This window comes from Allopusillimonas ginsengisoli (genome assembly GCF_004153455.1).
Lineage (GTDB): Bacteria > Pseudomonadota > Gammaproteobacteria > Burkholderiales > Burkholderiaceae_B > Allopusillimonas > Allopusillimonas ginsengisoli.
On record NZ_SDQE01000013.1, the window covers coordinates 18,837 to 32,960 of the forward strand.

Here is a 14,124-nt window from a genome sequence, read left to right on the forward strand (position 1 = left end):
AATGGGGCCGATGTCGGGCGAATAGGAAATTCTAGCACTTCCCTATCAACCATCCGAATGGCGTACACCGCACTCGCCTGGATAGTAGAAATAGGGTTCGGCCACCCTGGCTGCCGGGGGAGACTTAACAAAATACTTTAAGCCTGCAGACGGCTGTAGCATAAAACCAACAATATTCACGGGGATAAAGCGGAAAACAGAAAATCTGGCGAATATGTATCACTCAGTCTTAACTTACCGCCCGGAAATGCCGTAAGATTCCTCCTAACACGCATGAAACCCAGCGCAATTCTTTGATAACTCATGGCGTTGCTATACTGGCTCCGTTTTTTTGATATGCGGCGGGGGTTCGCTGCGGTCACTTACCAGCATTAAGCTCAATGAGGAGAAACATGAACAAACCCTCCAAAATCGCACTAGCGCTCGCCATTGCCGCTGTTACGGCCTCTGGTGCAGTATCCGCTCAAACCGTCGATAACTGGCGCAATCCGTTCGGCGACGTTTGGAAAAACGGCACGCGCGAACTGTGCTGGCGCGACAACTTCTGGACTCCCGCAACCGGTATCCCCGGGTGTGATGGCGTGCCAGTTGCCCAAGCCGAACCTCCAGTGGTAGCTCCCACGGCAACCAAGGTTGTCCTGAATGCTGACACCTTCTTCGACTTCGACAAGTCCACGATCAAGCCCGAAGGTCGCCAGATCCTCGATCAGGTCGCCGCACAAGTCGACACCATCAATCTGGAAACCCTGATTGCTACCGGCCACACCGACTCCATTGGTACTGAAGAGTACAACATGGGCCTGTCGCAACGTCGCGCCAATGCTGTCAAGGATTACCTGGTTGGCAAGGGCATCCCCGCCGACCGCATCTATGTTGAAGGCAAGGGCGAAACCAGCCCTGTGGCATCCAACTCGACTCGTGAAGGCCGTGCTCAGAACCGCCGCGTAGAGATCGAAATCGTTGGCGTTCGCAAGTAATACCCTTCAGTAATACTTGTTGCGTTAAACGCTACAATAAGGGCTCCCTCATGGGAGCCCTTAGCTTTGGGTGCTTCAGATAGCGCGGCGCCGCTGCGGCAGCAACCCTGTTGCAGGCCGTCAATCGTGTACTGCCTCATTTTTTACGAGATCCCCCAAATGAACGCGACCTCCACCCGCCCGGACAGCCACAATGTAGACCAGGCCGAACTGGACAAATTCAGCGCGCTCGCATCGCGATGGTGGGATGCCGAAAGCGAATTCAAGCCTCTGCATGCCATTAATCCCTTACGCTTGGGGTGGATCCTGGATATTGCCGGCCCGCTGGGGGGCAAAACGGTTCTGGATGTCGGCTGCGGCGGAGGCATTCTGGCCGAGAGCCTGGCACAGTCGGGCGGTGAAGTCACCGGCATCGACCTCGCGGACAAATCGTTGCAGGTTGCCAAACTGCACGGCCTGGAGTCCGGCGTTAAAGTCAGCTACGAAGCCATCAGTGCCGAGCAACTTGCCGCGCGCCAGCCGGCTTCCTTTGACGTGGTTACCTGCATGGAAATGCTTGAGCACGTGCCAGACCCAGCTTCCATCGTCCAGGCCTGCGCCACGCTGGTCAAGCCTGGCGGCTGGGTATTTTTTTCCACACTCAACCGCAATCCCAAGTCCTTTCTGTTTGCCATCGTAGGGGCGGAATATGTGCTGGGCATGCTTCCCAAAGGCACTCACCATTACGAAGGCTTCATCAAACCCAGCGAGCTGGCTGCCTCCGCCCGGCAATCCGGGCTGTCGGTCACGCAGCTGACCGGCCTTGAATACAACCCCATCACCAAGCGCTATAAGCTTTCCCGCGATACCTCCGTCAATTATCTGATGGCAACCCAGCGCGAAAGCTAACGCCTGGCCACTATAGAGTCCCTCATGAAAAAGCTGGTTTTATTCGATTTTGATGGCACATTGGCGGATACCGCTCCCGATCTGGCCGAAGCCGCGAACAAACAGCGTGCCCGGCGAGGATTGCCTCCCCTGCCCTACGAAGACCTGCGGCCTTATGCCTCGGCGGGTGCGCGCGGCCTGCTCAAGGCCGGTCTTGGGATGTCACCAGAGGACGACGACTACGACGCCTGTCGCCGCCAGTTTCTCGAAGACTACCAAAGCGACATGACACGGCACACGACACTCTTTCCGGGTATCCCGGAGCTGCTGGCCACGCTGCGCCGCCACGATTACGCCTGGGGCATCGTCACCAACAAAATGGAATATCTCGCGTTGCCACTGGTGGCCCATCTGGGCTTGGCAGACGAATGCGCAGTCACCGTAGGTGGCGATACGACCGCGCACAGCAAGCCGCACCCCGCCCCGCTGCTCCATGCCGCAGAAAAAACCGGATTTTCGCCGCAACACTGCATCTACATCGGCGATGATCACCGTGACATCATTGCCGGCAAAGCGGCCGGCATGGGCACTGTTGTTGCCGCCTACGGTTACTGCGGCCTGGATACTGCCCTGAATGGCTGGGAAGCGGACGCCATTGCCAGCACACCGCAAGAATTGTGGCCTGTCATTCAGGAATGGGCTGACCAACCTTAACAAAGAGAACGCGGGCACGCATCCAGAAAATAGTCTCCGCCGCGGAGCGCCATGTTTTGGGCTTTTTCATGCCTCTGGCGCTTTGTTCGCGGTCCGCGCTCCGCGCTGGGCCGTCTTTCTGGCAGTGGTTTTACGTGGCGTTGCCGGTTTCCCGGGCTGCGCCTGTTGTGGCTGCGCTTTCAGGGGCTGGGTCTGTTGCGGCGGCGCTTGCTGTGTCTCGGCTGCCGGCTTGACTGCCGAGGCTGTCCGGCTGGTTCGCGCCTTACGTGGCCGCTTGGGTGGCGCCTCCGCCTCCTTCCGATACACATAGGCCCCTGACTTGTCGTCTCGTCCCAGCGACAGCAGGTCTCGCGCCTGCGCCTCTTCGAGCAGATTGCCGAATGCCCGGAAGCCATAATACGACTCACTGAAGTCCGGCTTGCGGCGCTTGATGGCCTGCTTCAGGGCCGACGCCCAGATCTTGCCGCTGTCGCCCCGCTCCGCCAGCAAAGCCTCGAATGTATCGACGACAATCTGCACAGCCGTATTCTTCAGTGCCTGAGACGCCTCTTTTTTATGATGATCCTCCACGACTTCGGCCTTGGCCTCTGGCCTGGGCTCGGCAATGTGCGCATTGCGCGCCGTCCCGGCAGCGACACGCACCAAATCATCATAGAAAATAAACTCATCGCAATTCGCGATCAACAAATCCGAGGTCGACTGCTTCACGCCCACACCAATCACCTGTTTGGCATTTTCTCGCAGCTTGGAGACCAGGGGAGAAAAGTCCGAATCCCCACTGATCACAACAAAGGTATCGACATGCGCCTTGGTATAGCAAAGGTCGAGCGCGTCTACCACCAGCCGGATATCCGCCGAATTCTTGCCTGACTGGCGCACATGCGGGATCTCGATCAGCTCGAAATTGGCTTCGTGCATGGATGCCTTGAAACCTTTATATCGCTCCCAATCGCAATAGGCCTTCTTGACGACAATATTGCCCTTCAGCAGCAGCCGCTCAAGTACCAATTTGATGTCGAACTGCTCGTAGCGCGCGTCCCTTACGCCCAGCGCCACGTTCTCAAAATCGCAGAATAAAGCCATGCTGAGACTTTCTGAACTGGATGCCATGGTAATTCCTGATCAATGCAAGGCCTGGCGCCTGATGGTTGTGAAAGACAGACCGGCACGTACACGTTGGCGCCGACTGTACAGAAGTCTTGATTACAGCATGGTTTAATTATTATAGTGATCGTTATATAATTAAAACAATACAAACATCGAAACGGCGCGGCTGCATTGCATGTGGGTGTTTGTAAGGCCTGCGGGCATATCATTGCAAAAAGCCTCGCGCCGATCAATTTAATGACTCTGGATTCCATCATGGCCCGTCACACACCCATCGAGCGCTATCGAAACATCGGCATTTCCGCGCATATAGATGCTGGAAAAACCACCACAACAGAGCGCATTCTGTTTTATACAGGGGTCAGCCACAAGCTGGGCGAAGTTCACGACGGCGCCGCGGTGACAGACTGGATGGAACAGGAACAAGAGCGCGGCATTACGATTACGTCGTCCGCCGTGACCTGTTTCTGGAAAGGCATGGATCACAACCTGCCGGAACATCGCATCAATATTATCGACACGCCGGGGCACGTGGACTTCACCATTGAGGTCGAACGGTCCATGCGCGTGCTCGACGGTGCCATCATGGTGTATGACGCCGTGGGCGGCGTACAACCGCAGTCCGAAACGGTGTGGCGTCAGGCCGACAAGAACAAAGTGCCTCGACTGGCGTTCGTCAATAAAATGGATCGTGTCGGCGCCGACTTTTTCCATGTGCGGCAGACGATGATAGATCGTCTTCATGCGCACCCCGTGCCCGTTGTGCTGCCGATCGGCGCCGAAGATCAATTCGTTGGCGTAATCGACCTGATCAAAATGAAAGCCATTTTCTGGGACGACAGTACGCAAGGGGTGGTGTTCACTTTCGAAGACATCCCCGCCGAACTCAGGGATCTGGCCGCCACCTGGCACTACAGCATGGTAGAAGAAGCCGCGGAAGCCAACGAAACGCTGATGGACAACTATCTGGAGCACGGCACACTGCCGGACGAGGATATTGTGCGCGGTCTGCGCATCCGCACGCTTGCCGGAGAAATCCAGCCCATGCTGTGTGGCTCCGCCTTCAAGAACAAAGGTGTACAGCGCATACTTGATGCGGTCATCGAGTTCTTGCCTTCGCCAGACGACATACCGCCGGTCGCCGGTGTGGACGACGACGGAAATCCCGTCACCCGCCGGCCCGCCGATGATGAACGGTTCTCTGCCCTGGCGTTCAAGCTCATGACGGATGCCTACGTCGGCCAACTGACATTTGTGCGCGTGTATTCCGGCATTCTTTCAAAAGGCGACACCGTGTACAACCCGATCAACGGCAAAAAAGAGCGTATCGGCCGAATCGTGCAAATGCGTGCCAACGATCGTTTGGAAGTTGATGAACTTCATGCCGGCGATATTGCCGCCTGTGTCGGCCTCAAGGAAGTCACCACCGGCGAAACACTGTGCGACATCCATGCCCCCATCACACTGGAACGCATGGCATTTCCCGATCCGGTTATCGCGCAGGCAGTAGAACCCAGGACCAAGGCAGACCAGGAAAAAATGGGCGTTGCCCTGCAACGGCTGGCTTCGGAGGATCCCTCCTTTCATGTGCGCACCGACGAGGACTCAGGCCAGACCATTATCTCTGGCATGGGTGAGTTGCATCTGGAGATCATCATCGACCGAATGCGAAGAGAATTTGGCGTGCAGGCCAACGTCGGCAAGCCGCAAGTTGCCTACCGCGAGACCATACGCCAAAAAGTCACCGACATGGAAGGCAAGTTTGTACGACAGTCAGGTGGCAAGGGGCAGTATGGCCATGTCGTGCTCACGGTCGAACCAAACGAGCGCGGCAAGGGCTTTGAATTTTTCGATGAAATCAAAGGCGGCGTCGTACCGCGCGAGTTCATTCCCGCCGTGCGAAAAGGTGTGGCGGAAGCCTTGAACAGCGGCGTGCTGGCGGGTTTTCCGGTGGTTGATGTCAAAGTGCATCTTACCTATGGTTCGTATCACGACGTGGACTCGTCCGAGCAGGCATTCCGGATGGCCGGCATTCTCGGCTTCAAGAACGCCTGCCGCCATGCCCTGCCCGTCATTCTTGAACCCATCATGGCGGTGGAGGTGGAAACGCCTGAAGAATATGCCGGCAATGTCATGGGCGACCTGTCGTCGCGGCGTGGCGCCGTGCAGGGCATGAGCGATCTTACCGTGGGCAGCAAAGCAATCCGGGCCGAAGTGCCGCTCTCGGAGATGTTCGGTTACTCAACGGTTCTGCGGTCTGCCACACAAGGGCGCGCCAACTATACGATGGCGTTCAAACACTACGCGCAAGCGCCTGGCAGCGTTGCTCGAGAGATTGCTGTGTCGCATGCCACATAGCGTAATCAAGCATTGAAACCAGCACAAATCCAAAAACAGGGGGTACACCTGCACAGGCATCTGGTGTTAGCATTTGCCCGTTAAAAATATACGGAATGCGTACAGATGGAATTCCTCAACACGCTAGTGAACCAGGTCAACGGGCTCGTCTGGGGCCCGCCCATGCTGGTATTCATACTGGGCACAGGTTTTTTCCTGATGCTTACACTCAAGTTCATGCCCTTGATGCGTATCGGCACTGGTTTTGCGCTGATGTGGAAAGGTCGGAGCAAGGGTGACGAAGCCACCGGAGAGATCAGCCCCTTCCAGGCATTAATGACCTGTCTGGCCGCCACAGTGGGTACCGGAAACATTGCAGGCGTTGCCACCGCGATCGCGCTCGGTGGACCGGGCGCGCTGTTCTGGATGTGGTGTACGGCACTGGTCGGCATGGCCACCAAGTACTGTGAAGTCGTGCTGGCCGTGCATTACCGCGAAAAAGATGGTCGCAGCGAACACGTGGGCGGCCCCATGTATGCCATCAAGAACGGCTTGGGCAAACGCTGGGCATGGCTCGGTGGCGCATTCGCCATCTTCGGCGGCCTGGCTGGATTCGGCATCGGCAACATGGTGCAGGTAAACAGCATGGCACATGCCCTGCAGGCAACCTTTTCAGTGCCGATGTGGATTACCGGCGTAGTCACCATGGTTGTTGTCGGCCTGGTGATTCTGGGAGGCATCAAACGTATCGGCGTTGTCGCGGCAGCGCTCGTGCCGTTTATGTGCGTGGCTTACGTCATTGCCAGCATCGCGGTGCTGATCATCAATATAGACGCCATTCCCGGCGCCTTCAATCTCATTTTCACGCATGCTTTCTCGCCTATCGCCGCCACAGGCGGTTTTGCGGGTGCTGCCGTCATGGCGGCCATTCGCTTTGGCGTTGCGCGCGGCATCTTCTCCAATGAAGCGGGACTGGGCACTGCGGGTATCGCCCAGGCTGCAGGCACCACACGCAGCCCGGTGCGCTCTGGCCTGATAGGCATGATAGGTACATTTATCGACACGCTCATCATCTGCACCATGACGGGCCTGGCCATTGTGTGTTCCGGAGTATGGACCAGCGGCGAAAGCGGTGCGGAGCTGTCCTCAATGGCATTTGAATCAGCCATGCCGGGTTATGGTGGCGCCATCCTGACACTGTCGCTGGTGATCTTCGCCTTTACCACGATTCTGGGATGGAGCTACTACGGTGAGAAATGCTGGGAATTCCTGGTGGGCACACGCGCCATCTTCCCCTACCGCGCCATCTGGGTGCTTGCCGTGCCGCTTGGCGCGATTGCGCAGCTTGATTTCGCCTGGCTGCTGGCAGACACGCTCAACGGGCTAATGGCTATTCCCAATCTCATTGGATTGCTGCTGCTCAGCCCTGTCGTGGTCAGTCTCACGCGAGAATACTTCACAGACCGCAAACAATATGCCCCAGCCTGACCAGAATGCGTCGAAGGCCAAGCGCAGCGTTGCATCCTCCGCAGCCTCCGCGCTTGGGTTCCGCGAGGCCCGGCGCGAGGATATTCCCGCCATCGTCGCACTGCTGGCTGATGACGCGCTGGGGGCCAACCGCGATGGCCCCCAGCTCATGACCAACTACCTGTCCGCCTGGGAGGCCATGGCCGCCCAGAAAGGCAATGCGTTGATCGTTGCCACGCTCAGTGAAGAAGTCGTTGGCGTGCTGCAGTTAACGCTAATCCCGGGGCTGTCGCGCGGCGGCATGCTACGGGGCCAGATCGAAAGCGTACGAGTCAGCAGCAAACATCGAGGCTACCGGATCGGCCAACAACTGCTGGCCCACGCCATCGACATCGCCCGATCAGCGGGTTGCGGACTTGTGCAACTGACGAGTGACAAGCAACGCACTGACGCACTGCGGTTCTACGCGCAGTTGGGTTTCGTTGCGTCGCATGAAGGGCTCAAGCTGACACTTTAGCGATCTTCGCCACCGCGTCCTAGCCGTACAAAGCACCGTCCACCACCTTGTGTTTCAGGACGAGGCCCACACTCGGGCTGCATGGCTGGCGGCGTATGGCGACCACCCATCCCCCCTGGCGCGCCTGATGTGTCAGACGAACAGCACAAGAAGGCCCGACAAGAGCCTGCCGGTCGAGCAGCAGCCTGTTTACCCGTCAATGAATTATTATTACTATATGGAATAAGCTTATATAGTAAATACACAATAGCTATTGCCGGGAGAGATATGAAACGCATTCACTTGCTGATGGCAGCCTTGCTTCTCAGTTTTTACACAAACATCGTTCTTGCTGCGGCACCTGCGGATATTCCCAAAGACAAGCAAACACATCTTGGCCTGTACCTGAGCCCTCAACAAGCCTGGGACAAGATTCAAGAAAATCCCTCAGACACCCTGTTTATCGACGTGCGAACAAGGGCGGAGGCGGTGTATGTTGGCATGCCTGAAGGCGTGGATGGCCTGGTGCCATATGTTGAGCACGATCCATTTTGGTCCTGGGACGACAAGCGCAATACTTACAAAGTTGAGCCGGTGCAAAGCTTTGTGCCCGAAGTAAACCGCCGTCTGGAGGATAAAAAACTGTCCAAGAACGATACAGTTATCGTCATGTGCCGATCAGGCACGCGCAGCGCGCTCGCAGCTGATCGGCTGGCGGAAGACGGCTATACAAAGGTATATACCATCGTAGAGGGCTTTGAAGGCGATAAGCGCAAATCCGGCCCGGATAAAGGTCAGCGAACGATGAATGGGTGGAAGAACGCGGGACTGCCATGGACGTACGCTGTGCAGAAGGAGAAAATGTTTATTGAAGGCGAAGACTGATCCAGAAGCGTTCAAAGCCCCGGACGGGCAGGAGTGATCAGTGACCGGCAGCGCGTAACGACTACGCTCGCGCAGCCTAGTTCTGCCGGTCCAAGGAAAAATGATCAGCTGACCTTTACCTTCCCGACCATTCCGGCCTCCATATGACCCGGAATCAGGCACGCGAAGTCAACGGTGCCCGCCTGATTGAAGTGCCACACCAAGCCGCCAACCTTACCTGCGGCCAGCGTGATCATATTCGGCTCCGCGTGCTGCATTCCGGGCATTTTTTGCATCTCGGCCGCATGGGCCTTGAGGTCGGCAATGGTTCCAATCACCAGTTCGTGAGGAATCTTGCCTGTGTTCTTGATAAGGAAACGAACGGTTCCACCGGCGTTGACTTCAATGTCACTCGGCGTAAACCGCATCCGCGACATTGAGCTGTCGGCAATTGCTATTGAAGCGCTGCAGGCCCAAAAAACGGTATCTTTCTTATGGGGTAGAGCCGAAGGAATTCATTCTGGCTGGCTGGCTGGCCAGATGGGCCATGAAGATGTGGAAATGGTCTTCAAGGTCTACGGGAAATGGATTGATGCCAACTATCAGAAGGTGCGAGTTCAGTCTGATCGGTGTGAATTGCCACACCACCAGGCACTAAAAAGGGCCAATATTTCTATCGGCCCCATCTAGCGCTACATAGTGCAGCGTAGTGTTGACTGGTGGAGTCGGGGGGAATTGAACCCCCGTCCGCAAGCCCTCTGCAGGCAGTTCTACATGTGTAGTCGGTTAACTTTAAAGTTTTAACCTCGGATCATGCCAACCAACAGGCCCTTCCTTGGCGATTCACATTAATTTAAGATCAGACTGAGTGACCCAGCCAGACCCGATTCTTTGTAAATGACGCTGCTGTAAGTTTTACCCTACCTGACCCAAAGACAAATCAGTGCAGCGGCTTACCGCATTAAGCGGCTAAAGCGAAACGCTCGTCGTTGGCGTTTATAGATTTCCAGTGGATTTACGAGCTTACTGGTGCTCGACATGCCCTGCTCTGTTTCGTGACCCACGTCGAAGCCGGATCGACCCCAGAAGAACCATTATACCGGCATTTTTTGCATAATGAAACTGCAACATGCCGGTTATCCTGGGTGGCGCAGCAACATCCAGCGATACAATTATGCTTTTGTGGAGGTGCGGCCCAAACCAGACCGCGCCCTCACCGCGTCACGCATTCATGAGTTCTGATATCAAGAAGCAACACCGCGACAGCTTTACGTCCAGCTTCGGCGTTTTGGCGGCCACCCTGGGATCGGCAGTCGGCCTGGGAAATATCTGGAAAGTGCCTTATCTAACTGGCGCAAATGGTGGCGCTGGATTTCTGCTGATCTATCTCCTGGCAACGCTGGCCATCGGACTACCGGTGATGATTGCCGAGATTGCCATCGGGCGGCGCGGACACGCCAATCCGATCACCGCCCTGCAGACGATAGCGCCTCATCAAGGCCCTTGGTGGCTGATCGGTGTAGCCGGAATGATCGGCAGTTTCTTGATCGTCTCGTTCTATTCTGAAGTGGCAGCCTGGGTGTTTGCCTATGTCATCAAGGCCTTGGGAGGCACTCTGCTAAGCAGCGACCCCAACGTCACGGCGGCAGCCTTCGAGGCGCTGATACAACACCCGCTGCGCAGTCTGATATGGCAATGGGTCGTGCTGGGCCTCATCGGCGGCATCCTGACAATGGGGGTTACCAAAGGAATCGAAGCAGTCACCAAGCGGCTGATGCCGCTGCTGTTCTTGCTGCTGCTGGTGCTGTGCGGCGTGAGCCTCTCGCTTGAGCAGGCCGCAACAGGCCTGGCCTTCCTATTCAAGCCAGATTTTTCCAGGCTCACCACCACCGCCGTACTGACGGCCATGGGGCTGGCATTTTTCAAGCTGTCTATCGGCATGGGCACGATGATGACCTACGGCAGCTATTTCAAGCGCGAACAAAATATTCCCGTGACAGCCTTTCGGGTGATGTGCGCGGATATGGCGGTGTCGCTTTTGGCTGGCATTGCTATTTTCCCTGCAGTGTTCACGTTTGGCTTTGCGCCGGAAGCGGGCCCGTCTCTCGTGTTCATCACCTTGCCTGCGGTGTTTTCACAACTCCCCATGGGACAGGCATTCATGGCGGCGTTTTTTGTGCTGACCGCCGTCGCCGCTACCGGCGCGCTGCTTTCCCTGATCGAGGTGCCTGTCGCCATTCTGCATGAACGGCTGCGCATTTCTCGCCGACGCGCAACAGCGCTGACGCTAACGCTACTGGCACTCCCCTCTGCCGGCGCCGCATTAAGCCAGAGCCTGCTGGCCAACACACGAATCGCCGGACTGAATTTGTTCGAGCTATTTGACTTTCTGTCGTCCAATATTGTGCTGCCGGTCGGCGGCATTTTCATCGCCCTGTTTGTGGGGTGGGTCTGGGGAAGAAACAACTTTCGGGCCGCCTTGTCGAACGATGGCCTGCTCGCCAACCAGCAGCTTGCCAATGCCATTTTCATACTGCTGCGATATATCTCGCCCATTCTGATCCTGCTGATCATGGGCAAGGGGCTGAAACTATTCTGAACTCAGCAAGTCTCCCATGAAATGAATGCCCAGGTCTTATCCTGTGGCATTCCAATCAGCCCTTGTGGCGCATTTTTCCGGTAATACGCCTTGAGCTTTTTCTTATCCTCTCGGGACAATTCGCCTGCGGACCAACGGACAGCCTCGATAAACTCGTTTTCCTCCAACTGATCGGCGCCAACATGACTGACGGGAGGCTTGATGAAATCGACCGAAGCCCGGTAGCCCTGTTGATAAAGCAGGTTCAAGGCATAGATGTAATCGGGAAACACAGGACTCTTGCGGCCAATTTGATGAAAGGCTTCATCGGACACAAAATGATCCGAAACCATATGAGTGGTGTAGACGCGTTTTTTGGCCTTGGCGCTCAGCTTGCGCAAGCCCTTGTCGAGATCAGCGAGTGCCATCGACCGCGATGCCACGACAATGTCGCAGGCTGGCACATCATCCCACTCATCATCCCAGGCACGCTCGATGCAGCGCACGTTGTTCATCACCAACGTTCTGATACTGATCTTGAGCACCTCAAGCATCCCTGGGCTGAAATCCAGCGCATAAACCTGTTTGAGCCTTCTGGCGACGGGCAGACAGATTGCGCCCGTGCCGCAACCGACATCCAGCAGGCTTTCCACACCGCGCAAATCCATGTGCGAGATAAAAGCCTGAACATAGGGACTGTCCGGGCCGACACAGTCACGCGACATCTTGCGCGCCCTAGCGTCCCAGTCCTGGGGTGTTTTTGGGCGGCGGGTAGACTGGCGATAGCGTTCGCGATAGCTTTCTGCAAAGTCAAAACTCTCGATCGTCATACGGCATCGTGTAGGTAAAGGTTCTCTGATTCAAGCTGACACGCAAGGACACGGCCCCGGCATCAGTTGCCGAAAGCGCTATATTGTAAGGTATATCACGATGGCCTTACATTCCAAGTTGCCCACCAGAACACCAGTGCGAGAAAGCTGACAGCGGCTCCCAGGATACAGACCCCTTGCCAGCCTGCATAAGCATAGGTCGCCGTGGTACTGATAGCGCCCAATCCACTGCCAGCCGCATAAAACAGCATGTAGAGACCAACCAGACGACTATGCGCTTCGGGCCGGGTGCGGAAGATCAGGCTCTGGTTGGTGACATGCAGCGCCTGCCCGCCCAAATCCAGCAGCACGATCCCGACCACCAACGCCCAGAGCGACCAGGTCATCAGCGACAGCGGCCACCACGCAAGCACCAGCAAGACCAGCGCTGCCGCGCTGATACGTTGACCGAGCCCCTTGTCCGCCCATTGCCCCGCGCGCGCAGCCGCCAATGCGCCCGCCACGCCCACCAGCCCGAAGGCTCCAATGGCAGTGTGTGAAAATGAAAAAGGCGGGGCACTCAAAGGCAGCACAAGCGCACTCCAGAAAATGTTGAATGCCGCAAACATCAGGAGTGCCAGCACGCCCCGGATCTGCAGCACTCGTTCCTGCCACAATAGCGTGAACATAGACGCGATGAGGCTCGGGTAACGCATGGCGCCGGGCTGCCTGATCAAAGACGGCAGCCGTCGCCATAGCGGTAGCGCAACCGCGAGCATCAATGCGGCAGCGCAGAGGTATACCCAGCGCCAACCAGCCAAGTCGCTCACGCCGCCAGCGAACACACGGGCCATCAGCAGCCCTATAAACACACCACCTTGCGCAACGCCCACAACGCGGCCTTGGTCGTCTGGCGCAGCAGCGCTTGCTGCATAGGCAATCAGCCCTTGCGCCATAGCCGTGCCCAACATGCCGACGGCGAGCATACCAACCAGCAACATCGTGGCTGATTGCGCCGTGCCCACCACCGCCAATGCCGCCACCAGCCCCAACAGTTGCAACGCCATCAACCGGCGGCGATCCACGCTATCACCCAGCGGCACCACCAACAGCAACGCCAGCGCGCAACCGATCTGCGTCGCCGTGATCACACCCCCGACTGCCGCATAGCTGATACCAAAGTCCAGCGCGAGGGCATCGAGCAACGGCTGCGCGTAATACACGTTCGCCACGCTCAAACCGCTGGCTACAGCGAACAGCAGCACCAGGCTATGTGGCATTTGTGTTGGCGACGCTGTGCCAATGTCTGGGTACGACGCTGCGGTTGAATTGAGAGGAGTTTCCATGATCTGTTATCCATTCAATCTGGTTTTAAAACAAAACCAATTGAATGCTAGAGTATGTGGTTTTAAAATGCAACCAATAACATCGTCTATTACCCGTCAGGAGACGCCATGCTGCGCAGAAAATCCTTCAACCACGAGTCGTGTCCCGTTGCACGCTCGGTCGATATCGTCGGGGATCGGTGGTCGCTGCTTATCGTGCGCGATGCATTCGATGGCTTGCGCCGCTTCAGTGATTTCCAGCGCAGCCTGGGCGTGGCGCGCAACATTTTGTCAGACCGTCTGCGCAAACTGGTGGATGCAGGCATTCTGGAAAACCAGGCCGCCTCAGACGGCACTGCCTATCAGGAGTACGTGCTAACGGCCAAGGGGGAAAGCCTGTTTCCGATCGTGGTGGCACTAAGGCAGTGGGGGGAACAGCACTTGTTCGTGCGTGGAGAACGGCATTCAGAGCTGGTCGACAAGCGCACCGGCAAGGCAATACCATTGATGGCGCCACACGCCAGTGACGGTACCGCACTGCCACCCGAAAATGCGGAAGTGCGAAAGCAATGGTAGGCTCAGG

At 56.8% G+C, this 14,124-nt stretch carries 14 protein-coding genes and 1 other RNA gene; 10 read left to right on the plus strand and 5 right to left on the minus strand.

The features are described from left to right. Positions 1-392: 392 nt before the first annotated feature. The 3 genes from ompA to ERE07_RS18155 all read left to right on the plus strand — a co-directional run bounded on the left by ompA (position 393) and on the right by ERE07_RS18155 (position 2,558). Positions 393-977, plus strand: coding sequence for an outer membrane protein OmpA (gene ompA / locus ERE07_RS18145; protein ID WP_130010468.1), 585 nt, complete (start codon positions 393-395; stop codon positions 975-977). A 159-nt stretch (positions 978-1,136) separates the two neighbouring features. After that, entirely contained in the window at positions 1,137-1,865 is a 729-nt protein-coding gene (gene ubiG / locus ERE07_RS18150) for a bifunctional 2-polyprenyl-6-hydroxyphenol methylase/3-demethylubiquinol 3-O-methyltransferase UbiG (protein WP_130010469.1), read from the plus strand. A 24-nt stretch (positions 1,866-1,889) separates the two neighbouring features. Next, positions 1,890-2,558 (plus strand): HAD family hydrolase, encoded by a 669-nt coding sequence (locus ERE07_RS18155; RefSeq protein WP_130010470.1) that lies wholly within the window; start codon positions 1,890-1,892, stop codon positions 2,556-2,558. A gap of 66 nt (positions 2,559-2,624) precedes the next feature. Here ERE07_RS18155 and ERE07_RS18160 read toward each other — a convergent pair whose 3' ends face one another. Next, positions 2,625-3,668: an NYN domain-containing protein gene (locus ERE07_RS18160; protein WP_130010471.1), complete on the minus strand. Its 1,044-nt coding sequence runs from the start codon at positions 3,666-3,668 to the stop codon at positions 2,625-2,627. 252 nt (positions 3,669-3,920) lie between these two features. Here ERE07_RS18160 and fusA point away from each other — a divergent pair, with 252 nt between their 5' ends. The 4 genes from fusA (at position 3,921) to ERE07_RS18180 (ending at position 8,850) form a co-directional block, all read left to right on the plus strand. Next, positions 3,921-6,023, plus strand: a complete 2,103-nt coding sequence (fusA, locus tag ERE07_RS18165) for an elongation factor G (RefSeq protein WP_130010472.1) — start codon at positions 3,921-3,923, stop codon at positions 6,021-6,023. Positions 6,024-6,128: 105 nt separating this feature from the next. After that, entirely contained in the window at positions 6,129-7,490 is a 1,362-nt protein-coding gene (locus tag ERE07_RS18170; protein ID WP_130010473.1) for an alanine/glycine:cation symporter family protein, read from the plus strand. Next, the gene (locus tag ERE07_RS18175; protein ID WP_130010474.1) at positions 7,477-7,986 is read left to right on the plus strand and encodes a GNAT family N-acetyltransferase; all 510 of its coding nucleotides are present in this window, start codon (positions 7,477-7,479) and stop codon (positions 7,984-7,986) included. Before ERE07_RS18170 ends, ERE07_RS18175 begins: the two co-directional genes overlap by 14 nt. A gap of 129 nt (positions 7,987-8,115) precedes the next feature. After that, a complete protein-coding gene (locus ERE07_RS18180) occupies positions 8,116-8,850 on the plus strand; it encodes a rhodanese-like domain-containing protein (protein WP_167670983.1) in 735 nt (244 codons plus the stop codon). A gap of 104 nt (positions 8,851-8,954) precedes the next feature. On the opposite strand, the gene ERE07_RS18185 is transcribed toward ERE07_RS18180, so the two are convergent. Next, positions 8,955-9,257: a cupredoxin family protein gene (locus ERE07_RS18185; RefSeq protein ID WP_342366251.1), complete on the minus strand. Its 303-nt coding sequence runs from the start codon at positions 9,255-9,257 to the stop codon at positions 8,955-8,957. On the opposite strand from ERE07_RS18185, the gene ERE07_RS18190 reads away from it, so the two are divergent. Next, entirely contained in the window at positions 9,235-9,519 is a 285-nt protein-coding gene (locus ERE07_RS18190; RefSeq protein ID WP_130010477.1) for a site-specific integrase, read from the plus strand. The two genes, ERE07_RS18185 and ERE07_RS18190, sit on opposite strands and share 23 nt — an antisense overlap. Before the next feature lie 27 nt (positions 9,520-9,546). On the opposite strand, the gene ssrA is transcribed toward ERE07_RS18190, so the two are convergent. Continuing rightward, positions 9,547-9,913: a transfer-messenger RNA gene (gene ssrA / locus ERE07_RS18195) on the minus strand. A gap of 147 nt (positions 9,914-10,060) precedes the next feature. Here ssrA and ERE07_RS18200 point away from each other — a divergent pair. After that, a complete protein-coding gene (locus ERE07_RS18200; protein ID WP_130010478.1) occupies positions 10,061-11,428 on the plus strand; it encodes a sodium-dependent transporter in 1,368 nt (455 codons plus the stop codon). Positions 11,429-11,430: 2 nt separating this feature from the next. On the opposite strand, the gene ERE07_RS18205 is transcribed toward ERE07_RS18200, so the two are convergent. Beyond that, positions 11,431-12,237, minus strand: coding sequence for a class I SAM-dependent methyltransferase (locus ERE07_RS18205; protein WP_130010479.1), 807 nt, complete (start codon positions 12,235-12,237; stop codon positions 11,431-11,433). Between the two features lie 95 nt (positions 12,238-12,332). After that, on the minus strand, positions 12,333-13,496 hold the full coding sequence (locus ERE07_RS18210; protein WP_245153778.1) for an MFS transporter: 1,164 nt from the start codon (positions 13,494-13,496) through the stop codon (positions 12,333-12,335). A gap of 174 nt (positions 13,497-13,670) precedes the next feature. Here ERE07_RS18210 and ERE07_RS18215 point away from each other — a divergent pair, with 174 nt between their 5' ends. Beyond that, positions 13,671-14,117: a winged helix-turn-helix transcriptional regulator gene (locus ERE07_RS18215; RefSeq protein WP_130010481.1), complete on the plus strand. Its 447-nt coding sequence runs from the start codon at positions 13,671-13,673 to the stop codon at positions 14,115-14,117. Positions 14,118-14,124 lie beyond the last annotated feature (7 nt).

Coding starts and splice junctions, on each gene's coding strand:
- ompA (WP_130010468.1), top strand. CDS start 393: ATGAACAAACCCTCCAAAATCGCACTAGCGCTCGCCATTGCCGCTGTT.
- ubiG (WP_130010469.1), top strand. CDS start 1,137: ATGAACGCGACCTCCACCCGCCCGGACAGCCACAATGTAGACCAGGCC.
- ERE07_RS18155 (WP_130010470.1), top strand. CDS start 1,890: ATGAAAAAGCTGGTTTTATTCGATTTTGATGGCACATTGGCGGATACC.
- ERE07_RS18160 (WP_130010471.1), bottom strand. CDS start 3,668: ATGGCATCCAGTTCAGAAAGTCTCAGCATGGCTTTATTCTGCGATTTT.
- fusA (WP_130010472.1), top strand. CDS start 3,921: ATGGCCCGTCACACACCCATCGAGCGCTATCGAAACATCGGCATTTCC.
- ERE07_RS18170 (WP_130010473.1), top strand. CDS start 6,129: ATGGAATTCCTCAACACGCTAGTGAACCAGGTCAACGGGCTCGTCTGG.
- ERE07_RS18175 (WP_130010474.1), top strand. CDS start 7,477: ATGCCCCAGCCTGACCAGAATGCGTCGAAGGCCAAGCGCAGCGTTGCA.
- ERE07_RS18190 (WP_130010477.1), top strand. CDS start 9,235: ATGTCACTCGGCGTAAACCGCATCCGCGACATTGAGCTGTCGGCAATT.
- ERE07_RS18185 (WP_342366251.1), bottom strand. CDS start 9,257: ATGCGGTTTACGCCGAGTGACATTGAAGTCAACGCCGGTGGAACCGTT.
- ERE07_RS18200 (WP_130010478.1), top strand. CDS start 10,061: ATGAGTTCTGATATCAAGAAGCAACACCGCGACAGCTTTACGTCCAGC.
- ERE07_RS18205 (WP_130010479.1), bottom strand. CDS start 12,237: ATGACGATCGAGAGTTTTGACTTTGCAGAAAGCTATCGCGAACGCTAT.
- ERE07_RS18210 (WP_245153778.1), bottom strand. CDS start 13,496: ATGCCACATAGCCTGGTGCTGCTGTTCGCTGTAGCCAGCGGTTTGAGC.
- ERE07_RS18215 (WP_130010481.1), top strand. CDS start 13,671: ATGCTGCGCAGAAAATCCTTCAACCACGAGTCGTGTCCCGTTGCACGC.